This window comes from Rathayibacter sp. VKM Ac-2856, assembly GCF_013205055.1.
Lineage (GTDB): Bacteria > Actinomycetota > Actinomycetes > Actinomycetales > Microbacteriaceae > Rathayibacter.
This window is the reverse complement of record NZ_JABMLF010000006.1, coordinates 357,186-378,047: the sequence shown is the minus strand read 5'-3', so window position 1 is coordinate 378,047 and position 20,862 is coordinate 357,186. Positions and strand designations below refer to the sequence as shown.

The window sequence follows — 20,862 nt, the reverse complement described above, 5'->3', positions numbered from 1 at the left end:
ACGAGTTAGGGCATCGACGCCGCGAGCGCGGCCGGTGAAGGGCGGAGTGTCGCCCCGGTCCGTCGCTGATCCATTCCAGCGAGCGCGTCTGATTGTCTGTCAGGCGGGAAGTAGCCCTCGGGCTGGGCCGTGTGCCGAGCCCACCGCCCCCGGAGTGCTCGCGATGACCGTCGCCGCCGACTCGACCGCCCTGACCGAGGACGGCTCGACCGAGCTCGTCCGCCGGTTCACCGGCACCCTCCCGACCGTGACCGTCACGGACACCCGGAGCCCCGACGAGATCCCCACCGGAGCCGGCTGGTACGTCCTCGGCTCCGCGACCGCCTTCACCGCCCCCGACGGCCAGGAGCCGATCGGCGCCGACCACCTCGGCTGGACGCCCCGCCTCCTCGACGGCGGCGACTCGGGCCTCGTCACCGAGGGCGACCCCGTCGACACGGTCCTGGACGAGGGGGACGACGCCGTCGGCCTCGTCGATCAGGAGCTGCTCGCCCTGGCCCTCGACTCCGGCGCGGTCGCCGAGGAGGGCGCCTGGACCGCCTCCGCCGACCTCGTCCTCCGCACCGAGCCCGACGTCGCCGCCGGCGACTACACCGGCGCGCTGACCCTCTCCCTCTTCGAGTGACCCCCGGTGGGCGGGGGCGTCGGAGGCCCCCGCCCACCCCGCTCGCGCGAGTAGGGTGACCGCGTGCAGACCGTCATCGCCTGAACCACCATGCCCGTCCTCGAGATCACCCTCTCCCCCGGGGAGTCGATCGTCGCCGAGGGAGGCGACGTCGCCTGGCTCACCCCCGGCATGGACATGGACACCTCCACCGCCCACGGCTCCGGCGGGCAGGGCGGCTTCCTCAGCGGCCTCAAGCGCGTCCTCGGTGGAGCGCAGCTCTTCCTCACCCGCTACACCGCGCCGCGGGGCGGACGCATCGCGTTCGCCGCCCAGCTGCCCGGCACCATCCGCGAGATCACCGTCGACCCCGACGACCAGTTCCTCATCCAGGCCGGCTCGTACACCGCCAGCACGAGCGGCGTCGAGGTGTCGGTCGCGCTGCAGAAGAAGCTCGGCGCCGGTGTCTTCGGCGGCGCGGGAGTCGTCTTCCAGAAGCTCTCCGGCTCCGGCACCGCCTGGGTCCAGCTCGCGGGCGACATCACCGAGTACGACCTCGCCGCCGGCGAGTCCCTCCTCATCCACCCCGGCCACCTCGCGATGTACCGCGCCGAGATGCGCCTCGAGTTCGCCACCGTGAAGGGCGTCCGCAACAAGTTCTTCGGCGACTCGCTCTTCCTCGCCGAGCTGCACGGCCCGGGCCACGTCTGGCTCCAGTCGATGACCCCCGCCAAGCTCGCCGCCGCCATCGAGCCCTACCTGCCCGAGCGCCCCGCCGACCGCAGCTGAACCGCGACCCCGCCGCGCCCTCTCGAGAAGAGACCAATCCACTCGGCCGACCGCGTCGAACAGCACCAGGACGTCCTGGTCCGGCAGGGCGGTGCTGCACCCGATCACGCACCGCCCTGCGACTCCTCTCCCGGGGTGGGCGACGGGCCGTCAGCGCCTCAGCGCACCGCCCCGCGGGCGGCGATCAGGCGAAGTCGGTCGTGTCGCCGACGAGGCGGGTGTTCTCCGCGGGGATCGGCTCGACCGCGGCGAGGGCGACCTCGGCCGCGAACTCGCTCACGTTGTAGAGCTTGCCCGCCGACTCGCGGCGCGAGCTGATCGCGCCCGGGTTCGAGCGCTCCAGCAGCGTGGCGGTGATGGTGCCCTCGATCATGTCGCCCGAGACGACCACGAACTCGATGCCGCGCTCGGTCAGCGCCGGGACGCGCTCGCGGAGCGCGTCCTCACCGGCCCGCTTGGACAGCGCGACCGGCTCGTACTCCGGCATCGTCGGCGTGGTCCTGATGAAGTGGGCCTGGTGGCTCGTCACGAAGACGATGCGCGAGCCCTCGCCCAGCAGCGGCAGCGCCGCCTCGAGGGTCGCGACCTGCGAGTCGCGATTGAGGACCATCGCGTAGTCCTCGCCCATGTTGCTCTCCATGCCGCCCGAGGCGTTCAGCACCAGGACGTCCAGGCCGCCGAGCTTCTGCTCGATCTCGGCGAAGAGGTCTGCGCGCGAGGAGGCGTCGGTGAGGTCGGCGCCCACGGCGAAGGCGGAGCCGCCCGCCGCGGTGATCTGGTCCACCAGCTTCGTCGCGCGCGGCGCCTTCGAGCGGTAGTTGACGACGACGCTCGCGCCGGCCTCCGCGAAGTAGCGGACGGTGTCGGCGCCGATGCCGCGCGAGGAGCCGGTGACGAGGACGCGCTTGCCGTCGAGCGAGCCGGGAGCGAGGGGGTTGGACACGAGGAGATCCTCCAGGAACGCCGGCGCGGGAGCCGGATCGGGCACGGTGACGGGCCCACGGCCCGACCAGGGAGCCTACCAAGGCGCCGTCGGCCCCGCCGGGCCCCGCGCCGCCCACTCCCCTCCCAGGCCCCCTCGCTATCCTTCATATCCGTGCTCGTAAGGGGAAGGAGCACCGCATGGACGCCGTGACTCAGTACGCCTGGATCCTCTGGATCGCCCTCATCCTGATCTTCGTGATCGTCGAGATGATCACTCTCGAGTTCACCTTCCTGATGCTCGCGGTCGGCAGCATCGGCGGCCTCGTGACCGGCCTCGTCGGCGCACCGTTCTGGGTGCAGGTCCCGGTGGCTGCCGTCCTCGCCGTCCTGCTGCTCTTCACCGTCAGACCGCCCCTGCTGCGGCTGCTGAAGCGCGGCGGCGATCCGACCCCGACCGGTGCCGACGCCCTGCTCGGCCTCGCCGGCAGCGTCGTCATCGCCGGCCCCGGCCCGAGCCAGGTCAAGCTCGTCAACGGCGAGACGTGGACGCTCAAGCTGTCCCCGCTCGTCACCACCCGCCCGCTCGGTGTCGGCGAACGCGTCGTCGTCACCGCCATCGAGGGAGCGACCGCTGTCGTCGTCCCCGCCGAAAGGAGCACGTCGTGAACGCCGCAGCAATCGTGACGACGGTGATCATCGCGATCATCGTCCTCTTCGCCCTGGTGGTGCTGTTCAAGGCCGTCCGCATCGTCCCGCAGGCCACGGCCGGCGTGGTCGAGCGGCTGGGCAAGTACCACCGCACCCTCCTCCCCGGACTCAACCTGGTGATCCCGTTCATCGACCGGGTCCGCCCGTCGGTGGACCTCCGTGAGCAGGTCGTCTCCTTCCCGCCGCAGCCGGTGATCACCGAGGACAACCTGGTCGTCTCGATCGACACGGTCGTCTACTTCCAGGTGACCGACGCGCGCGCCGCCACCTACGAGATCGCCAACTACCTCGGCGCCGTCGAGCAGCTCACCACCACGACGCTCCGCAACGTCGTCGGCGGGCTCAACCTCGAGGAGGCGCTGACCTCCCGCGACAACATCAACGGCCAGCTGCGCATCGTCCTCGACGAGGCCACCGGCAAGTGGGGCATCCGCGTCGGACGCGTCGAGCTCAAGGCGATCGACCCGCCGATCTCCATCCAGGACTCGATGGAGAAGCAGATGCGCGCCGAGCGCGACCGCCGCGCGGTGATCCTCACCGCCGAGGGCACGAAGCAGTCGCAGATCCTCAACGCGGAGGGCCACCGCCAGGCTGCCATCCTCGCGGCCGAGGGTGACGCGAGGGCCGCCGTGCTCCGCGCGGAGGGTGAGGCGAAGGCCATCACCACCGTCTTCTCCGCCATTCACGAGGGCCGCCCGGACAACGAGCTGCTCGCCTACGAGTACCTGCAGATGCTCCCGAAGATCGCCGAGGGCAGCGCGAACAAGCTCTGGATCGTGCCGAGCGAGCTCACCGAGGCGCTCAAGGGCATGGGCCAGGCCTTCGGCAAGAACTCGCCGACCCGCCCGGACCGCCCGCAGGACGCCGCCGGCATGACGCCCCCGGCGCCCACCGTCCTGTAGGCGCTTCTCATGTCGACCCCGCGGCCGCCGTTCCTCTCGGGACGGCGGCCGCGCGTCATCGCCCACCGCGGCTTCGGCCCGCACGGCGAGGGCAACACCCTCGAGTCGTTCGAGCGGGCCCTCTCAGCCGGCGCTGACCTCCTCGAGACCGACGTGCGCGCCTCCCTCGACGGCGTCGCCGTGCTCGTCCACGACGAGGAGGTCGTCGACGCCCGCGGCCTCCGCCACCGCATCGCGGACACGCGCTGGGAGGAGCTCGCCGCGATCGAGCTCCCGCTCTCCGGTGAGCGGCTCCTCCCCCTCGCCGAGGCGCTCCGCCGGCTCCCCGGCGCACACTTCAACATCGACGTGAAGGCCCGCGGCGCCGTCGTCCCCGTGGTCGAGGCCGTCCTCGCCACCGGCGCCCGCGACCGCGTGCTGATCACCTCCTTCTCGGAGTCGCGGCGCCGTGCTGCCGTTCGCCTGCTCCCCGGAGTGGCGACGTCCGCCTCGGCACCCCGATTCGTCGCCGCCCTCCTCGGCGCGCACCTGCGCTTCGCCCCGCTCGTCCGCTGCGCGCTCCGCGGCATCGACGCGCTGCAGGTCCCCGAGCGCGCGGCCGGTCTGCAGGTCACCGACCCGCGCATCCTCGCGCGACTCCGCAGCACCGGCGCCGAGATCCACCTCTGGACGATCAACGATCCGACGCGGATGCGCGCCCTGCTGGCCCTCGGCGTCGACGGCCTCGTCACCGACCGGACCGACCTCGCCCGGGCGGCCGTGGACGAGCGGGCACAGCACGGCGCCGACCCCGCGGACAGCGCACGGAAAGGGCCGCTCACCTGACGATCCTCTGGCAAACGCGGGCCCCCCGGGACCACCTCCAGGTACGCGGTCGACACTTGTCGGAGCACAGCGAGAGGAGACCACACAATGGCAGATCGAAGCTTGCGCGGGATGAGGCTCGGCTCACAGAGCCTGCAGAGCGAGGAAGGCGTCGTCTTCTCACCGCGATCGACGTTCACGTACCACTGCTCGGATTGCGGCCACGACACCGACATGGTGTTCTCGGCCGACGCCGAAGCACCTGAGACCTGGGAGTGCCGCAACTGCGGCCACGAGGCCGTGCTTCTGGTGGATTCGAAGCCGGTCGTCATCGATCGTGGCGAGCAGAAGGCTCCGCGCACCCACTGGGACATGCTGCTGGAGCGCCGCACGCGTGCGGAGCTCGAGGAGCTGCTCGAGGAGCGGCTCGCCTACCTCCGCGCCCGCCGCGGAGAGCACAAGATCGGCGCGTAGCGCCCCAGGGTCCTGCTCGGCCGGCGTCCTCGCCGGCCGGCGGACCCTTTTTCGCGCCCGGACGCGGCTCGCGCTCCCGGTACGGGCGACGAGGTCCGCGCTCCTAGCGCCGGCGTCGCGGCTCTCGCGTCCTCAGCACGAACGAGACCAGGCCGAGGAGACTCGCGGCGAGGAAGTACCAGCCGAGGCTCCGGGTCCAGACCAGCGCCGGCGTGACCGTGGACGCGAGCGGGACCTCGTCCACCATGGTCCCCGGCTCGAACCACTCCAGGGAGTCGATCGTCGACCCGTCCGGCGCGATGATCGCGCTGGTGCCGACCGTCGAGATGTTGACCACGCTGCGGCCCGTCTCGATCGCCCGCAGCCGCGCGATCGCCAGCTGCTGCACGCTTTCGTCGGTCCGCCCGAAGTCGGCGTTGTTCGTCTGCGCGAGCACGACCTGCGCGCCCCGGTCGACCATCGCGTTCGTCAGCGAGTCGTCCGAGATGTCGAAGCAGATCGCGATGCCCGCGAGGATCCCGTCGATGTCGAAGACGTTCGAGCGCGTGCCGATCGAGTAGTCGCGGCTCACCAGGTCCACCAGGTCCGGCGCGAACATCCGCCAGAACGCGCGGTCCGGCATGTACTCGGCGAAGGGCACCGGGTGCACCTTGTCGTAGACCTGGGTCGCGCCCTCCCCCGCCTTCCAGAGCAGCGAGCTGTTGTAGAAGACGTCCTCGGACGGGTTCGTGATCGTCCCGACGATGAAGGGCGCGTCCATCCGGCTGCTGAGGTAGTCGAGCACGGCGGCAGACTGCGCGTTCCGGGTGGGATCGATGTCGACGCCGTTCTCGGGCCAGACCACCATGTCGACGTCCTCGTCGATGATCGGCAGCGTCGCGGAGGTGTGGTCCTCGAGGATCTGCCCGCGGTAGCTCTGCGAGAACAGCCCGGCGTCGGAGTCGCCCTGCACCGCGGCGATCCGGGCCGTGCCGTCGGTCGGCGCGGGCCAGGCCGGGAAGACGAGCGCGACGATCGAGAAGCCGGCGACGACGGCGACGCGGCCCGAGGCCGGCACCGAGGTCGTCCGGACGGCCTGCGCGAGCGCGGCCGCGAGGAACGCGACGACGAAGCTCAGCCCCGAGAAGCCGACCCAGGCGGCGAGGTCCGCGAGCGGGCTCATCGACTGCGAGAGGGCGAGGCGCCCCCAGGCGAAGCCGCCGTACGGCCACTGGATCGTGATCGTCTCGCGGCCCACCCAGAGCGCGGCGACCAGGGCGGGCAGCCCGATCATCCGGCCGACGGGACCGGTCCAGACCCGCTGACCCCGCGTCAGCATCATCGCGGTGAGCCCCGAGGAGAGCGCGAAGAAGATCGCCTGCAGACCGGCCAGCGCCGCCCAGGGCACCGGACCGAGGTAGAGGGTCAGCCACTCGATGTGCACGCCCCAGAAGACGGCGCCGCCGACGAGGCCCACGAGCGTGCCGCTCCAGAAGCCGCGGCCGGCCAGGGCGAAGAGGATCGCGGCGGTGCCGACGATCGCGAGCGGCCAGACGTCGGAGTCCGGGAAGCCGCGGTCGAGCACCGCCCCGCCGAGGGCCGCGAGCGGGATCGCCAGCCACAGTGGAGCCGTGCGCCCGGTGGGCGCCGAGATCTCCGGCCTCATGCGACCGTCGAGTACGCGACGATGCCGTGTCGGACGAGCTCGAGCGCGGAGCGGGCCGCGCGCCCGACCTTGCCCTCCGCGACGAGCGAGAGCTGGTCGAGCAGGTCGATGGTCTGCTTGGCCCAGCGGACGAAGTCGCCGGCCGCCATGTCGGATTCGCGCAGCACGGCGTCGAGCGGCATGCCGCGCGCCCACATGTTCATCGGCAGCGCGAGACTCGTCGAGATCGGGTTGCTGCCCGGCAGCCGGTGGTCGCGCTCGACGTCGTCGAGCTTCGCCCAGAGCAGCTGCGTCTTCTCGAGCGCCTCGGGGAAGTGGCCGCGCGGCAGGAACTTCTCACCGAGCGTCCACTCCTCGCGCCGGGGCTCGTAGATCAGGCAGCACGCCATCGCGGCCAGCCCGGCCGGGTCCAGCTCCGTCCACGCCTGCTTGCGCAGGCACTCGGCGACGAGGAGGTCGCGCTCGCCGTAGATCCGCTTGAGCGTGCGTCCGTTGGGGGTGAGCGACAGCTCGCCGGACTCGTCGCGCCGGAAGTAGCCGAGCTCCATCAGCACGTCGGTGATGCGGTCGAAGACGCGGGCGACAGCGCCGGTCCGCGAACGGATCTGGCGCTCGATCTCGTCGGTCTCCTTGCGGAGCTTCCACCAGCGCTCGGCCCAGCGGGCGTGCTGCTCGCGATCGGAGCAGGCATGGCACGGGTGCGCCTTCATCCGCCGGCGGAGCTCGGTCAGCTGCGCCTGCCGCTTCTCCCGCTCGCTGTGCGACGCGGACTCGCCGCGGACGGCGCCCCGGCGCTCCAGCTCGCCGATCTCGCGGCGGATCGCGGCGTACTGCCCGAAGTCGCCGAGGTGGCACTGCATCGCGGTGACGTAGCCCTCGAGCGACGTCTCCTGCTGCCGGACCCGGCGCGCCAGATCGACGACGGAGCGGTCGGCCTGGAACTGCGCGAACGACGACTCCAGGATCTCGCGGGTGCGCCCCCGGCCGAACTGGTCGATCAGGTTCGCCGCCATGTTGTAGCTGGGGCGGAAGCTCGAGTTCAGCGGGTAGGTGCGGCGCGAGGCGAGCGAGGCGACGGCCTGCGGGTTCATCCCGCCGCGCCACTGGATGACCGAGTGGCCCTCGACGTCGATCCCGCGGCGCCCGGCGCGGCCGGTGAGCTGGGTGTACTCGCCCGGCGTGATCGGCACGCGGGACTCGCCGTTGAACTTCTCGAGCTTCTCCAGCACGACCGTGCGCGCCGGCATGTTGATACCCAGCGCGAGCGTCTCGGTGGCGAAGACCACGCGCACCAGGCGGCGGAGGAAGAGCTCCTCGACGACCTCCTTGAACGCGGGCAGCATCCCGGCGTGGTGCGCGGCGACTCCGCGCTGCAGGCCGTCGAGCCACTCCCAGTAGCCGAGCACCGCGAGGTCCTCGTCGCGGATGGTGCGGCAGCGCTCCTCGACGATCGCGCGGATCTCGTCGCGCTCGTGCCGCTCGGTGAGCGAGACCCCCGAGCGCAGCACCTGCCGGACGGCCTGATCGCAGCCGTTGCGGCTGAAGACGAAGAAGATGGCGGGCAGCAGGTTCTTGCCGCGCAGGATCTCGACGACCTCCGAGCGCGGCACGAGGTCCTCGGTCCGCATCTCGTGGAAGCGCCCGCCGCCACCGCCGCGTCCGCGACCGGAGCCGCGGCCGCCGCGCTCGACGCGCGTGCCGCCCTGCGCGAGGCGGGCGAGCTCCGGGTTCACCCGGTTGGTCGCCGCGCGCCCGGACGAGTCGAAGAGGTCGACCAGCTTGCCGCCCACGAGGACGTGCTGGTCGAGCGGCACCGGGCGCTCCTCCGAGACGATGACCTCGGTCTCGCCGCGGACGGTCTGCAGCCAGTCGCCGAACTCCTCCGCGTTGGACACGGTGGCGCTCAGGGACACCAGCCGCACCGACTGCGGGAGGTGGATGATGACCTCCTCCCAGACGGCGCCGCGGAAGCGGTCGGCCAGGTAGTGCACCTCGTCCATCACGACGTAGGCGAGGTCGCGGAGCAGATCGGAGTCCGCGTAGAGCATGTTCCGCAGCACCTCGGTCGTCATGACGACGACCCGGGCGCGCGCGTTGACGTTCGAGTCGCCGGTCAGCAGGCCGACCTCGGACGCTCCGTAGTCCTCGACGAACTCCTGGAACTTCTGATTGCTCAGCGCCTTCATCGGCGTCGTGTAGAAGACCTTGGCGTTCGGGTCCTGCATCGCCAGGTGGATGGCGAACTCGGCGACGGCGGTCTTGCCCGCGCCGGTGGGCGCGGCGACGAGGACGCTGCGGCCGTCGTCGAGCGCGCTGCACGCCTCGTACTGGAAGGGGTCCAGGTCGAACGCGAGGGTCGAGCGGAACGCCTCGACCCTCGCGTGGCCCTGTCGTGTGCGGAACGCGGCGAAGCGCTCCGCGGGAGTGGCCTCGCTCACGCCGGCAGGTCGGAGGGACTGCCGTCGAAGACGATCTGGCGCTTGGCGACGCGCCTGTCGTGGAGGAGCGCGATCCCGCACGCGGCGAAGAACAGGATCGTGATCGGGATGGCCAGCAGGAACATCGAGATCGGGTCCGCCGCCGGGGTCGCAATGGCCGTGAACAGCACGATCACCATGATCGCGATGCGCCACGACTTGATCATCACGGAGCCGGGCAGGATGCCGACGAAGTTCAGCAGCACCAGGAAGACCGGCAGCACGAAGGCGATGCCGACGACCAGCACGAGCTTGAGCACGAAGTCGTAGTACGTCTTCGCACTGAGCACGCTCGCCGCGTCCGAGCCGGTGAAGCTCGTCAGCAGCTCGACGATGTGCGGGAAGACGAACCAGCCCGAGGCGCAGCCCGCGAAGAAGAGCGGGATCGCCGTCAGGATGAAGCCGAGTCCGTAGCGGACCTCCTTGCCCGTGAGGCCGGGAACGAGGAACGCCCAGATCTGGAACAGCCAGACGGGGCTGGCGATCACGACGCCGATGGTCATCGCGATCTGGAGCTTCAGGTCGAACGCGCCGGTGATGGTCTCGAAGTTGAGGACCGCCGTCTTGTTCTGGTCCTCCGCGACCTCCGCGATCGGGGCCTTGAGAGCCTCGAGCACCCAGTCGGAGAGGAACCACCCGGCGACGCAGCAGACCGCGATCGCGATCGCCGCGATGAAGAGCCGGTTGCGAAGCTCGATCAGGTGAGAGCCGAGGGACATGCGTCCCTCGGGGTTCTTGCCCGCTCGCTTCGTCCGTGGCTTCTTCGCTGCCACGGAGGTCATTACTTGAGCGGGGACTCGGGCGGCAGCGTCGTGCCGGTGCCGGTGGTCGTGCCCGAGGCGGTGCCCGTGGCGGTCGAGCCGGAGGTCGTGGTCGAGTCCGTCGCGTCCTTGCGCTCGTTCCCGTCCTCGTCCTTCATGGTCTTGACCTCGCTCTTGAAGATGCGCATCGACTGCCCGACGCTGCGGGCCAGCTGCGGGAGCTTGGGCGCACCGAAGAGGAGGAGGATGACGGCGAGGATGATGACGAGGTGCCACCCCTGGAGTCCAGCGAACATTGCAGTCTCACTTCACTTGTCGGTTGCGGTGTACCAGGAGCCTACCCCGTTCGACCCGGGCGGACCGGCGATCCTCGGTCCTCTCCCGGCGGGCGTCGCGTCGGGACTCGTGGCCCCGGCGGACCTCGTCCCGGTCGGCGAAGAGCGAGGACGGCGGCCGGGCCGGGGTCTCGACCGGCTCGGGCACCTGCAGGGCGTCGAGCTTCGCGGTGACCTCCTCCAGCTGGCGCAGCAGCAGCCGGCCCTTCCGCCAGTAGGAGAGGGCGAACAGCACGAGCACCGCCAGCGCGGCGATCGCGAGGCCCAGCCAGATCAGGATCCAGGACCACCAGGTCACGGCGTCTCCTCTCCGTTGGCCGCCAGGGCGGCGCGCGTCCACTCGACGACCGCGGTCCGCGCCGCCTCGGGGGCGACCACGGTCACGAGGCCCGGCAGCGAGGCGACCAGCCGCGTGAGACCGGCCAGGTGCGCGACGCGGATGCGGACGAGGACTCCCGCGCCCTCGTTCCCGGCGGGAACCGACGGGAACTCGGCGTCGGCGGCGTAATCGCCGAGCAGGGCGACCGAGCCGGGGGCGACCCGGAGGTCGACGAGGAGGTCCGACGCCGAGGCCTCGAACAGTCGGTCGGGCAGCGTGACCTCGTTGCGCCGGCGCACGATCGGCGCGCCGGTGTCGGTCAGGGAGCGCATCCGGTCGACCCGGAAGGTGCGGACTCCCTCGCGCAGGTGGTCCCAGCCGCGCAGGTACCAGTCGCGGTCGACGGACTCGAGCAGGAACGGATCGACGAGCCTCGACTCCGTCTCGCCGCGGGCGCTGCGGTAGTCGAAGGCGAGCTGCGTCCCCGCCTCGAGCGAGGTGCGGATCGTGGCCAGCGACGCGTCGGCGCCGACGCCCCGGGCCACCGCGACGGCGGTCGGGGCGGAGGAGGCGCCGCGGGCGAGCTTGCCCATCAGCGAGGCGATGCGGTCGTTGCCCTGGTTCTCGGGCAGGGCGGCGAGGTACTGCATCCCGGCGATCAGCGCCGCGGCCTCGCGCGCCGAGAAGCGCGGGGAGTCGTCGATGGCGACCTGCTGGGTGAGGACGATGCGGTCGTTCTCCTCGAAGTCGTCCCAGCTGATGTCGAAGAGGTCGTTGGACTGGTACTGCGAGGTCTCGCCGGGGATGCCGGAGACGGCGATCAGGCGCACGGCGCGGCGGACCTCCTCCTCGGGGATCTCGAAGTGCGCGGCGACCTCGGCGACGCTGACGCGCCCGCGGTCCAGGAGGTAGGGGACGAGGGAGAGCAGCACGGCGAGGCGGTCGCGGGCCTGGAGGGAGCGGGGCCTAGCCATGCGCGGCCTCCTCGTGGTCGGCGAGGGTGCGGCGCAGACGGTCGACGACCTTCCGCCGCAGCTCCTCCGGCTCGAGGACGACGACCTCGGGACCGTAGCCCGCGAGCTCGTCCGCGAGGACGTCGGCGTCGGTGAAGTGCAGGCGCAGCACGTTCGCGCCCTCCCCCGCTGCCTCGGCGCGCACGCCGAGGCGGAGCGCCGCGTCGGAGTCGCCCGCGACGTGCAGGAGGGCGGTGCTGCGGGCGAGGACCTCGTCGAGCTGGGCGAGGGCCGTGGCGGCGTGGTCGCCCGGCTCGGTGGGGGCGGTGCGGCCGGTGGTCGTCACCGGCCCGACGATGCGCGAGAGGAGGAAGGTGCGGGTGCCCTCGGCGGTCTCGTCCCAGCCGTGCAGGTGCCAGCGGCCCTGGTGGTTGACGAGGGCGCGCGGGCGCACGGTGCGGATCCGTGGCTCGGCGCCGCCGGGCTTGAGATAGGGGAAGCGGACGACCTGTCCGCGGTCGAGCGCCGCGTTCAGCGGCTCGAAGGAGGCCTCGCGCACCCGGATGGAGGGGCTGATGCCGATCACCGGGTCGACCGAGTCGACGCCGAGCGAGCGCAGCTTGATCAGCGCCCGCCTCGACTCGGCGGAGAGCGTGCCCTCGCGCCACACGGCGCCGGCCAGCCGCAGCAGCGCCATCTCCTCCTGATCGAAGGAGAGGTCCGCGGGCAGGTCGTAGCTGCGCTTCGCGATCCGGTAGCGGACGGTCTGCGTGTTGCCGGGATCCCCGGGGGCGTCGACGGTCTCGATCGGGATGCCGAGCTCGCGCAGATCGTCCTTGTCGCGCTCGAACTGCCGCTCGAGCGAGGCTCGGTCGCCGCGGTCGGAGCGCTGCCGGTAGCCCTGCACGGTGGAGAGCACGTCGGCCTTGGTCAGCCCGTTCTCGGCGGCGACGAGGGCCAGCACCAGGTTGAACAGACGCTCCTCGGCCGGGATGCGGCTCGAGGTCGAAGCGTCGGCGGGCACGCCCTCCAGTCTAGGGCCGGGCCGCATCCCTCCCCACCGAGCCGAATCGAGACCCACCGTCGCCGGCCGGCGGATCTCGATACGCCCGCGCAGCGGGCTACTCGATCAGCATGCGATGGGACGAACACCCTGCGGGCGCCTCGCCCCTCATGCTGGTCGAGTAGCCCCGCAGGGGCGTATCGAGACCCACCATCGACGGACGGCGGATCTCGATACGCCCGCGCAGCGGGCTACTCGATCAACAAGAGGCGCCCGCACCACGCGCACCCGAGCCGGTCAGTCGACCGCGAGGACGTCCGCGACGAAGACCAGCGTGGAGTCGGCCGTGATCGGGCTGTTCTGCGGCGGGGTGTCGCCGTAGCCCGCGTCGGGCGGGATGATCGCGATGACCTGCGAGCCGACCGGCTGGCCGATCAGGGCCTTGGCGAAGCCGGGGATGACGCCGCCCTGGCCCTCCGTCGCGAGGAAGGTCGCCGGAGCGCCCTTCTGCCAGCTGGAGTCGAAGATCTCGCCGCTCTCCCAGAGCCAGCCGGTGTAGTGGACGACGACCTGGTCGCCGTCCTCCACGACCGCGCCGTCGCCCTTCTTGAGCTGGGCGATCTCGAGCGTGGTCGGCGCGTCGCCCGCGGGCTTGGCGAGACCGGGGATCCCGTCGGGGTCGAGCGTCACGGCCGGGAAGCCGTTGGGGACGGGCTGCGCCTCGCCGTTCGCACGGGCGAGCGCGGCCTTCTCGATGTCGGCGACGAGCACGAGGGTGTCGTCGGCCGAGATGCCGAGCTGGGCCGACGAGTCGCCGAAGCCGTCCTCGGGAGCGATCGCGATCGCGACGCGCGAGCCCACCTGGGTGCAGAGCAGGCCCTGGTTGAGGCCGACCAGACCGGCGCCGCCGACCGTGAAGGTGGCGGTGCTCGCTCCGTCGTACGGCGAGGCCTCGAGGACCGTGCCGTCGGCGCCGTTGACCAGCGTGTAGTCGATCGTGACGAGCTGGCCCTTCTCGAGCGGGTCGCCCAAGCCCTCGATCAGCGTGCTGACCTGGGTGCCGTCGGCGTTCAGCGGCGTGGGCACCGTGACGTCGGGCTGCTCGCCGAAGTCGCCGGTCGCCTTCACGGCCGACGACGAGGCGCCGGACGAGTAGGGGGTGTCGCAGTCGGCCGTCGGCGAGGACGCGGAGCATCCGCTCAGGGCTGCGACGATGCCGATGCCGGCGATGAGCGCGGTGGTCCTGCGCACGGGTCCTCGTTTCACGAAGTGGGAGTGGTGGGGCCCGAGTGCGAGACGATCGGGACGGCGGCTCGGCCGGGAGGCCGGAAAACCGGGTTCAGCTTAGACGATGCCCTCGTCGTCGCCGGAGTCCTGCGACGCTCCGGCGTCGCCGTCCGCCTCGCCGAAGCCGCGGGCCCGCGAGAGCTCGGCGCTGGTGGCGGACTCCCGCACGCGCTTGCGCAGGCTCTTCGGGCTGACGGCCCGCTCCCCCAGCGCACCGGGGGTCCAGGCCTCGACGTCCTCGTCGCTGAAGTCGGTCTTCGACGGGCGGCGCTTGAGCTCGGGCAGCACGGCGCCCGGCGCGAGACGGCGCGCGGTGATGAGGAAGCCGGTGTGGCCGATCATCCGGTGGTCCGGGCGGACGGCGAGGCCCTCGACGTGCCAGCCGCGCACCATGGTCTCGTTCGAGGCCGGGTTGGTGAAGAGCCCCGAGGCGCGGATCGCCTCCGCGACCCGCGAGAGCTGCGTGACGGTCGCGACGTAGCAGAGCAGGACCCCGCCGGGCGTCAGCGCGTCGGCGGCGACGTCGAGGCACTCCCAGGGCGCGAGCATGTCGAGGACGACGCGGTCGGCCTCACCCGGGGCGACGGCTCCGGGCAGCTCCTCCACCAGGTCGCCCACGGTGACGGTCCAGTTCTCGGGGGTGTAGCCGAGGAAGGTCTCGATGTTCGCGCGGGCGACGTCGGCGAACTCGTCGCGGCGCTCGAAGGAGGAGAGCCGGCCGGTCGGCCCGATGGCGCGCAGCAGCCAGAGCGAGAGCGCCCCGGAGCCGACGCCGGCCTCGACGACGCGGGCGCCGGGGAAGACGTCCGCGAGGGCAAGGATCTGCGCCGCGTCCTTCGGGTAGACGATCGCCGCTCCGCGGGGCATCGACATGACGAAGTCGGCGAGCAGCGGGCGCAGGGCGAGGTGCTCGACGCCGACCGTGTTCACGACGACCGAGCCGTCGGGCAGGCCGATCACGGTGTCGTGCTCGATCCCGCCGCGGTGGGTGTGGAAGACCTTGCCAGGGACGAGCGTGATGGTGTTCATCCGCCCCTTCGGCCCGGTGAGCTGGACGCGGTCGCCCGCGCGGAAGGGTCCGGAATGCTGCAGTGCCTCACCGGTCATCGGCGGGCCTCCGTCTCGGTCGTGAGCGCGCGGCTGCGGTGCTCGGAGGACACCAGCGCGAGGTCCGCGACGGTACGGCCCGCGAGGGTGGGCCAGAGGGCGTAGGGGGCGGCGGGGTCGAGCTCGAGCTGGTGCGGCACGCCGATCGCGGCCGCGCCCGAGGCGACGGCGGAGGCGAGGCCCGCGTGCGAGTCCTCGATGGCGACGCACGCGCGCACCTCGACGCCGAGGGTGCGCGCCGCGAGGAGGTACGCCTCCGGGTGCGGCTTGCTCTGCTCGACCATGTCGCCGCTGACGACGGTGGTGAAGGCAGGGAACGGGAGGCGGTCGACGACGGCGTGCGCCATCCGGCCGATCGACATCGTGACGAGCGCCTGCGGCACTCCGGCCTCGCGGACGGCGGAGAGCAGCTCGAGCGCGCCCGGGCGCCACGGGATGCTCTCGGCGAGCTGCGCGATCACCTCGTCGGTCATCCGGTCGATGATCGCGTCGACGGGCAGGTCGACGCCCTTGCCCTGCAGGATGCGCGCGGAGGCGGGGAGGCCGGAGCCGACCAGGCTCATCGCGTCCTCGTGCGTCCAGACGCCGCCGAACGACGCGACGAGGGCGTGCTCGGACGCCATCCAGTACGGCTCCGTGTCGACGAGGGTGCCGTCCATGTCCCAGAGGACCGCCGCCGGAGCGCCGTCCGGGAGCGGGGGCTGCGGCCGGGACTCGGGCGGGGAGGTGTCGGAAGTCACGAGCGACCATGGTACCGGCAGGCCTCGTCCGGCCGACCGTACGCGGACAGCGGAAAGACGGGGGCCCGGACGGCGGGGCCGGGGCCGGGTCCTATCCTTGACGAACGGGTCCGGCGCACGCAGCGCTCCCCGGACATCGAGCCGAACACGGAGACCTCGCCTATGAACGTGATCAAGGGGAACGTCCTGGTCGTGGCCTTCGAGGGCTGGAACGACGCGGGCGACGCGGCCAGCGGAGCGGTGCGCCTCGTGAAGGACGCCGGCGAGTTCGTGCCTCTCTTCTCCGTCGACGCGGAGCAGTACTACGACTTCCAGTACACCCGCCCGATGCTCTCCATCGGCGAGGACGGCCGACGCAGCCTCTCCTGGCCCGGTACCCAGATCTTCGGCCCGGCCGACACCTCCGTTGATGCGGAGAGCGCCCTCTACGTGATGATCGGCACCGAGCCCTCGCGCAGCTGGAAGAGCTTCGCGGCGGAGGTCGTCGACGCCATGCTCGCGATCGACATCTCGGCCGTGGTCTTCCTCGGCGCGATGCTCGCCGACGTGCCGCACACCCGCCCCATCTCGCTCTTCGCCTCGAGCGAGAACGCCGAGATGCGCGCGCAGTTCGAGCTCGAGCGCTCCACCTACGAGGGGCCGGTCGGCATCCTCAGCGTCATCGGCGAGGCGGCGCAGAAGGTCGGGATCCCGGCGGTGTCGCTGTGGGCCTCGGTCCCGCACTACGTGCACAACGCGCCGTCGCCCAAGGCGATGCTGGCGCTGCTCGAGAAGCTCGAGGAGGTCGTCGGTCTGGCGATCCCCCGCGGCGACCTCGTCGAGGAGGCCGGCGAGTGGGAGCGCGGCATCGACGCCCTCGCGCTCGACGACGAGGAGATGGCGGCCTACATCGCCCAGCTCGAGCAGGCGCGCGACACCGTCGACTCCCCCGAGGCCAGCGGCGAGGCCATCGCCCAGGAGTTCGAGCGCTACCTCCGCCGCCGCGGCGACGGCCGCTCCGGCGAGGAGCCCTGGCGCCCGTAGCGCCGCCGGGCGACGCCCCCTGCATGCTGATCGAGTAGCCCACGCAGTGGGCGTATCGAGATCCACCCGCCTCTGCACACCGGGTCTCGATACGCCCTGCGGGCTACTCGACCAGCATGGTTCCACCCGCGCCGAAAGCGCAGGCAGCCGCCCTGCATGCTGATCGAGTAGGCCGCGCAGCGGCCGTATCGAGATCCGCCGTCGCCCGGACGCCGGGCGCGGGCTCAGCCCAGGCGGACGCCGAGCAGTGCGTCGACCGCGTCGCGCAGCAGAGCAGGGTCGTCGACCCCGGTCGCCGCCGCCTCGTCGAGCACCGCGAGGGCGCCCGGGGTGTCGGCGTCCACCGCGAGCACGCCGCGCAAGCGCGCGAGCACGTCGACGGCCGACGCCGTCCCGCTGCGGGCGAGCGACGCCTCCCACCGCGCGAGGCGCGCCTCGGCGGCGGGCAGGTCCTCGGGCAGCCACTCCCAGTCGGAGCGGTAGTGGTGCGCCAGCAGCGCCAGGCGGATCGCGCGCGGGTCGACTCCCTGCGCCCGCAGCCGCGAGACCAGGACGAGGTTGCCGAGCGACTTGCTCATCTTCTCGCCCTGGTACGCGACCATGCCCGCGTGCGCGTACGCACCGGCGAGCGGACGCCCCGACAGCGACGCCGCGTGCGCCGCGCTGAACTCGTGGTGCGGGAAGACGAGGTCGCTCCCGCCGCCCTGCAGCGTGAACTCGGCGCCGAGGCGGTCGAGCGCGATCACGGAGCACTCGATGTGCCAGCCCGGGCGGCCGCGGCCGACGGCGGCGTCCCACGCGGGCTCGCCGTCGCGCTCGGCGCGCCAGAGCAGCGGATCGAGCGGGTCGCGCTTGCCCGCGCGGTCGGGGTCCCCGCCGCGCTGCGCGAAGAGCTCGGCCATCGTCGCGGCGTCGAGGCGGCTCTCGCTGCCCAGGCGCCAGACGTCGCTCTCGCCCGCGGCGATGTCGTAGTAGAGGTCCGCGCCGTCCTGGGCCGAGGCGTCCGGGGCCGCGACGCGGTAGGCGATGCCGGCGCGCTCGAGGCGGTCGGCCGCCGCCGCGATGGGCTCGATGGTCTCGGTGACGCCGTCGTAGTGGTCGGGCGGCAGGATGCGCAGCGCCGCCATGTCGCCGCGGAAGAGCTCGACCTGCTCCTCGGCGAGGTCGCGCCAGTCCACTCCGTCGCGCGCGGCGCGCTCCAGCAGCGGGTCATCGACGTCGGTGACGTTCTGCGCGTAGAGCACCGCGTAGCCCGCGTCGCGCCAGAGCCGCTGCACCGTGTCGAAGGCGAGGTAGGTCGACGCGTGGCCGAGGTGCGTCGCGTCGTAGGGGGTGATCCCGCAGACGTAGAGACGGGCCGTGCCGTCCTCCGCGGCCAGCTCGACGAGTCCGCCGGTCGCCGTGTCGTGCACGGCGGGCACGGGACCGCGACCGGGCAGAGCCGGGACGGCGGGGGCGCTCCAGGTGCGCATCTACGCGGCGAGGGCGCCCGTGCTCAGCGCGACCATGAGGACGACGCCGAGGACGATGCGGTAGATCACGAACGGCAGGAAGCTGCGGCGCGAGATGTAGCTCATGAAGAAGGCGATCACGACGAAGCCGACCACGAAGGCGACGATCGTCGCGACCAGCGTCTCGAGCCCGCCGACCTGGATCTGGTTGGGCAGGATCTCCGGGTCGCTGATGCTCTTGTACAGCTGGTACAGCCCGCTGCCGAAGACGGCGGGGATCGCGAGGAGGAAGGAGTAGCGCGCGGCGGCCTTGCGCTCGTAGCCCATGAAGAGGCCGGCCGTGATCGTGCCGCCGGAGCGCGAGACGCCGGGGACGAGGGCGAGCGCCTGCGCGCCTCCGAAGATCAGGCCGTCCCGGACGTTCAGGTCGCGCAGGCGGCGCTTCTTCGCGCCCACCGCGTCGGCCACGCCGAGCAGGATGCCGAAGACGATGAGGGTGGTCGCGACGACCCAGAGCGAGCGGAGCGTGGTCTCGATCTGATCCTGGAAGAGCAGGCCGAGCACGATGATCGGGAGGCTGCCGACGATGATCAGCCAGCCCATGCGGGCGTTCGCGTCGGTGCGCGGCACCTTGCCGACCAGGGAGCGGCACCAGTTCGACACGATCTTCACGATGTCGCGCCAGAAGTAGATGATGACCGCGGTCTCGGTGCCGAGCTGCGTGATGGCGGTGAACGCCGCTCCGGTGTCCTTGCCGTCCAGTCCGGGGAGCAGCTCGCTCACGATCCGGAGGTGGGCGCTGGAGGAGATGGGGAGGAATTCCGTCAGACCCTGGACGAGTCCCAGGATCAGCGCTTCGAGCAGGCCCATGCGTCACTTTCGAGGAGGGCTGGGGCGTCATCGGCCAGCAGGCGGTCGGTGGTGGTCGTGGATCTGACCATCAGGATCGCAGGAGGAGATCGGTCAGGACCTTCCTGCCAAACACTAGTGCGTCGAGCGGAACCCGCTCATCGACCCCGTGGAACAGCGCCGGGAAGTCGAGCGAGCCCGGCAGCTGCAGCGGCGCGAATCCGTAGCCGGTGATCCCGATCGTCGAGAGGGCCTTGTTGTCGGTACCCCCGGACAGGAGGTACGGCAGCACCTCGGCCTCGGGGTCGAAGCGGCGGAGCGAGGCCGCCATGCTCTCCACGAGCGGCCCGGCGAAGGGCACCTCGAGTCCGATGTCGCGGTGCTGCACCAGGATCTCGACGTGCTCGCCCGCGAGGACCTTCAGCCGCTCGAGCACGGCGTCCTCCTCGCCGGGGAGCACGCGGACGTCGATGGTCGCCTCCGCCGTGTCGGGGATGACGTTGGCCTTGTAGCCGGCCGAGAGCATCGAGGGGTTCGCCGTGGTGCGCAGCGTCGCGGCGATGAAGCGCGAGGCGGTGCCGGTGGCGAGCGCGAGCTCCTCCGGGGTGCTGCGCTGCGGGTCGTGGCCGAGGATGCGGGCGACTTCGCCGAGCAGCTCGCGCGTGGTGTCGGTCAGGCGGGTGGGCCACTCCTCGCTGCCGATGCGCGCGATGGCCTGGGCGAGGCGGGTGACGGCGTTCTCGCCGTTGATCTGCGAGCCGTGCCCGGCCGTTCCGCGGGCGCGCAGGGTGAGCCAGAGCAGCGCCTTCTCGCCGGTCTGCACGAGGTAGGCGCGCTTGCCGCCGAGCTCGATCGAGTAGCCGCCGACCTCGCTGATCGCCTCGGTCGCGCCGTCGAACAGCTCGGGCCGGGTCTTGACGAGGTGGCCGGAGCCGCGCACGCCGCCGGCCTCCTCGTCGGCGAAGAAGGCGACGACGAGGTCGCGCGAGGGCTTCCGGCCGCTGCCGAGGATGTCGCCGAGGGAGGCGAGGATCATCGCGTCCATGTTCTTCATGTCGACCGCGCCGCGGCCCCAGAGCATGCCGTCCTTGATCACGCCGCCGAAGGGGTCGACGCTCCAGTTGTCCGCGATCGCGGGGACGACGTCGAGGTGCCCGTGCACGACGAGGGCGCCGCGCTCGCGGTCCTCCCCCGCGACCCGGGCGACGACGCTGGTGCGGCCCGGGTCGGAGTCGATCAGCTCGGGCTCGAGGCCGAGGTCGCGCAGCCGGGCGGCGACGTACTCGGCCGCCTCGCGCTCGGGCTCGGCCTTCCCGTCGCCGTAGTTGCTGGTGTCGAAGCGGATGAGGTCCCGCGCGATGATCGCGGTCTCGTCGAGATCCGACTCGGAGGGGGCGGCGGCGCTGTCGGAGGACGTCATGCCCCCACGCTAGCGGGCGGGCTCGCGGCACCCCTCGCGGCATCCCTCCGGGCACCCCTCCCGGGCGGTGTCATCCAGGGCTCTCGAACCGTGCTAATGTCTTCTTCGGCCGCGGAAACGCAGGCCGGAAGAAACACCCGTCCGGGTGGCGGAAATGGCAGACGCGCTAGCTTGAGGTGCTAGTGCCCGTATAGGGCGTGGGGGTTCAAGTCCCCCCTCGGACACCGGCAGAACCCCTCGATCTCATGGAGATCGGGGGGTTCTTCTCGTTGCTGCGGCGTCTCGTC

General features: G+C 71.9%; 21 protein-coding genes and 1 tRNA gene. 8 read left to right on the top strand and 14 right to left on the bottom strand.

Going from position 1 to position 20,862, the window contains the following annotated elements; genetic code table 11:
- Positions 1-163: 163 nt before the first annotated feature.
- The gene (locus HQQ82_RS18925) at positions 164-625 is read left to right on the top strand and encodes a hypothetical protein (protein WP_216848755.1); all 462 of its coding nucleotides are present in this window, start codon (positions 164-166) and stop codon (positions 623-625) included.
- A gap of 90 nt (positions 626-715) precedes the next feature.
- Complete coding sequence (locus HQQ82_RS18920) at positions 716-1,393, top strand: AIM24 family protein (protein ID WP_173235785.1); 678 nt, start codon at positions 716-718, stop codon at positions 1,391-1,393.
- 184 nt (positions 1,394-1,577) lie between these two features.
- On the opposite strand, the gene HQQ82_RS18915 is transcribed toward HQQ82_RS18920, so the two are convergent.
- On the bottom strand, positions 1,578-2,336 hold the full coding sequence (locus HQQ82_RS18915; protein ID WP_173235783.1) for an SDR family oxidoreductase: 759 nt from the start codon (positions 2,334-2,336) through the stop codon (positions 1,578-1,580).
- Between the two features lie 179 nt (positions 2,337-2,515).
- Here HQQ82_RS18915 and HQQ82_RS18910 point away from each other — a divergent pair, with 179 nt between their 5' ends.
- The 4 genes from HQQ82_RS18910 (at position 2,516) to HQQ82_RS18895 (ending at position 5,205) form a co-directional block, all read left to right on the top strand.
- Positions 2,516-2,983, top strand: coding sequence for an NfeD family protein (locus HQQ82_RS18910; protein WP_173235781.1), 468 nt, complete (start codon positions 2,516-2,518; stop codon positions 2,981-2,983).
- A complete protein-coding gene (locus HQQ82_RS18905; protein ID WP_173235779.1) occupies positions 2,980-3,927 on the top strand; it encodes an SPFH domain-containing protein in 948 nt (315 codons plus the stop codon). The genes HQQ82_RS18910 and HQQ82_RS18905 overlap by 4 nt, the downstream gene beginning before the upstream one ends.
- Positions 3,928-3,936: 9 nt before the next feature.
- Positions 3,937-4,752: a glycerophosphodiester phosphodiesterase family protein gene (locus HQQ82_RS18900; protein ID WP_173235777.1), complete on the top strand. Its 816-nt coding sequence runs from the start codon at positions 3,937-3,939 to the stop codon at positions 4,750-4,752.
- An 87-nt stretch (positions 4,753-4,839) separates the two neighbouring features.
- The gene (locus tag HQQ82_RS18895) at positions 4,840-5,205 is read left to right on the top strand and encodes an RNA polymerase-binding protein RbpA (protein ID WP_132436204.1); all 366 of its coding nucleotides are present in this window, start codon (positions 4,840-4,842) and stop codon (positions 5,203-5,205) included.
- A 103-nt stretch (positions 5,206-5,308) separates the two neighbouring features.
- Here HQQ82_RS18895 and lnt read toward each other — a convergent pair whose 3' ends face one another.
- The 10 genes from lnt to HQQ82_RS18845 all read right to left on the bottom strand — a co-directional run bounded on the left by lnt (position 5,309) and on the right by HQQ82_RS18845 (position 15,832).
- Positions 5,309-6,850 carry an apolipoprotein N-acyltransferase gene (gene lnt, locus HQQ82_RS18890; RefSeq protein WP_254071631.1) on the bottom strand — a complete coding sequence of 514 codons (1,542 nt, stop codon included), beginning with the start codon at positions 6,848-6,850 and terminating at the stop codon, positions 5,309-5,311.
- The gene (locus tag HQQ82_RS18885) at positions 6,847-9,288 is read right to left on the bottom strand and encodes a DEAD/DEAH box helicase (protein WP_173235775.1); all 2,442 of its coding nucleotides are present in this window, start codon (positions 9,286-9,288) and stop codon (positions 6,847-6,849) included. Before HQQ82_RS18885 ends, lnt begins: the two co-directional genes overlap by 4 nt.
- Positions 9,285-10,046: a twin-arginine translocase subunit TatC gene (gene tatC / locus HQQ82_RS18880; RefSeq protein ID WP_173235773.1), complete on the bottom strand. Its 762-nt coding sequence runs from the start codon at positions 10,044-10,046 to the stop codon at positions 9,285-9,287. Before tatC ends, HQQ82_RS18885 begins: the two co-directional genes overlap by 4 nt.
- 62 nt (positions 10,047-10,108) lie before the next feature.
- Positions 10,109-10,384 carry a Sec-independent protein translocase subunit TatA gene (gene tatA / locus HQQ82_RS18875; RefSeq protein ID WP_173235772.1) on the bottom strand — a complete coding sequence of 92 codons (276 nt, stop codon included), beginning with the start codon at positions 10,382-10,384 and terminating at the stop codon, positions 10,109-10,111.
- A 7-nt stretch (positions 10,385-10,391) separates the two neighbouring features.
- The gene (locus HQQ82_RS18870; protein WP_173235770.1) at positions 10,392-10,721 is read right to left on the bottom strand and encodes a hypothetical protein; all 330 of its coding nucleotides are present in this window, start codon (positions 10,719-10,721) and stop codon (positions 10,392-10,394) included.
- On the bottom strand, positions 10,718-11,716 hold the full coding sequence (locus HQQ82_RS18865; protein WP_173235768.1) for a YafY family protein: 999 nt from the start codon (positions 11,714-11,716) through the stop codon (positions 10,718-10,720). Before HQQ82_RS18865 ends, HQQ82_RS18870 begins: the two co-directional genes overlap by 4 nt.
- Positions 11,709-12,719: a helix-turn-helix transcriptional regulator gene (locus HQQ82_RS18860; protein ID WP_367948024.1), complete on the bottom strand. Its 1,011-nt coding sequence runs from the start codon at positions 12,717-12,719 to the stop codon at positions 11,709-11,711. The genes HQQ82_RS18865 and HQQ82_RS18860 overlap by 8 nt, the downstream gene beginning before the upstream one ends.
- A gap of 276 nt (positions 12,720-12,995) precedes the next feature.
- Positions 12,996-13,949, bottom strand: a complete 954-nt coding sequence (locus tag HQQ82_RS18855) for an FKBP-type peptidyl-prolyl cis-trans isomerase (RefSeq protein ID WP_173235764.1) — start codon at positions 13,947-13,949, stop codon at positions 12,996-12,998.
- A 93-nt stretch (positions 13,950-14,042) separates the two neighbouring features.
- Positions 14,043-15,092, bottom strand: coding sequence for a tRNA (adenine-N1)-methyltransferase (locus HQQ82_RS18850; RefSeq protein ID WP_173235762.1), 1,050 nt, complete (start codon positions 15,090-15,092; stop codon positions 14,043-14,045).
- A complete protein-coding gene (locus tag HQQ82_RS18845; protein WP_367948023.1) occupies positions 15,089-15,832 on the bottom strand; it encodes an HAD family hydrolase in 744 nt (247 codons plus the stop codon). Before HQQ82_RS18845 ends, HQQ82_RS18850 begins: the two co-directional genes overlap by 4 nt.
- A gap of 162 nt (positions 15,833-15,994) precedes the next feature.
- Here HQQ82_RS18845 and HQQ82_RS18840 point away from each other — a divergent pair, with 162 nt between their 5' ends.
- Positions 15,995-16,855, top strand: coding sequence for a proteasome assembly chaperone family protein (locus HQQ82_RS18840; RefSeq protein WP_160089641.1), 861 nt, complete (start codon positions 15,995-15,997; stop codon positions 16,853-16,855).
- A 224-nt stretch (positions 16,856-17,079) separates the two neighbouring features.
- Here HQQ82_RS18840 and mshC read toward each other — a convergent pair whose 3' ends face one another.
- The 3 genes from mshC to HQQ82_RS18825 form a co-directional block, all read right to left on the bottom strand.
- Entirely contained in the window at positions 17,080-18,327 is a 1,248-nt protein-coding gene (gene mshC / locus HQQ82_RS18835; RefSeq protein ID WP_173235760.1) for a cysteine--1-D-myo-inosityl 2-amino-2-deoxy-alpha-D-glucopyranoside ligase, read from the bottom strand.
- The gene (locus HQQ82_RS18830; protein ID WP_173235758.1) at positions 18,328-19,176 is read right to left on the bottom strand and encodes an undecaprenyl-diphosphate phosphatase; all 849 of its coding nucleotides are present in this window, start codon (positions 19,174-19,176) and stop codon (positions 18,328-18,330) included. It abuts the gene before it with no gap.
- Between the two features lie 70 nt (positions 19,177-19,246).
- Positions 19,247-20,575, bottom strand: coding sequence for a M20/M25/M40 family metallo-hydrolase (locus tag HQQ82_RS18825; RefSeq protein ID WP_173235756.1), 1,329 nt, complete (start codon positions 20,573-20,575; stop codon positions 19,247-19,249).
- Positions 20,576-20,714: 139 nt separating this feature from the next.
- Between HQQ82_RS18825 and HQQ82_RS18820 the strand changes: the two genes are divergently transcribed.
- A tRNA-Leu gene (locus tag HQQ82_RS18820) sits at positions 20,715-20,799 on the top strand.
- Positions 20,800-20,862: the final 63 nt, after the last annotated feature.

Excerpts from the sequence above, each read along its gene's own strand:
- HQQ82_RS18895 (WP_132436204.1), top strand. The coding sequence starts at position 4,840 with ATGGCAGATCGAAGCTTGCGCGGGATGAGGCTCGGCTCACAGAGCCTG.
- HQQ82_RS18910 (WP_173235781.1), top strand. The coding sequence starts at position 2,516 with ATGGACGCCGTGACTCAGTACGCCTGGATCCTCTGGATCGCCCTCATC.
- tatA (WP_173235772.1), bottom strand. The coding sequence starts at position 10,384 with ATGTTCGCTGGACTCCAGGGGTGGCACCTCGTCATCATCCTCGCCGTC.
- tatC (WP_173235773.1), bottom strand. The coding sequence starts at position 10,046 with ATGTCCCTCGGCTCTCACCTGATCGAGCTTCGCAACCGGCTCTTCATC.
- lnt (WP_254071631.1), bottom strand. The coding sequence starts at position 6,850 with ATGAGGCCGGAGATCTCGGCGCCCACCGGGCGCACGGCTCCACTGTGG.
- HQQ82_RS18840 (WP_160089641.1), top strand. The coding sequence starts at position 15,995 with ATGAACGTGATCAAGGGGAACGTCCTGGTCGTGGCCTTCGAGGGCTGG.
- HQQ82_RS18900 (WP_173235777.1), top strand. The coding sequence starts at position 3,937 with ATGTCGACCCCGCGGCCGCCGTTCCTCTCGGGACGGCGGCCGCGCGTC.
- HQQ82_RS18920 (WP_173235785.1), top strand. The coding sequence starts at position 716 with ATGCCCGTCCTCGAGATCACCCTCTCCCCCGGGGAGTCGATCGTCGCC.
- HQQ82_RS18865 (WP_173235768.1), bottom strand. The coding sequence starts at position 11,716 with ATGGCTAGGCCCCGCTCCCTCCAGGCCCGCGACCGCCTCGCCGTGCTG.
- HQQ82_RS18925 (WP_216848755.1), top strand. The coding sequence starts at position 164 with ATGACCGTCGCCGCCGACTCGACCGCCCTGACCGAGGACGGCTCGACC.
- mshC (WP_173235760.1), bottom strand. The coding sequence starts at position 18,327 with ATGCGCACCTGGAGCGCCCCCGCCGTCCCGGCTCTGCCCGGTCGCGGT.
- HQQ82_RS18850 (WP_173235762.1), bottom strand. The coding sequence starts at position 15,092 with ATGACCGGTGAGGCACTGCAGCATTCCGGACCCTTCCGCGCGGGCGAC.
- HQQ82_RS18825 (WP_173235756.1), bottom strand. The coding sequence starts at position 20,575 with ATGACGTCCTCCGACAGCGCCGCCGCCCCCTCCGAGTCGGATCTCGAC.
- HQQ82_RS18830 (WP_173235758.1), bottom strand. The coding sequence starts at position 19,176 with ATGGGCCTGCTCGAAGCGCTGATCCTGGGACTCGTCCAGGGTCTGACG.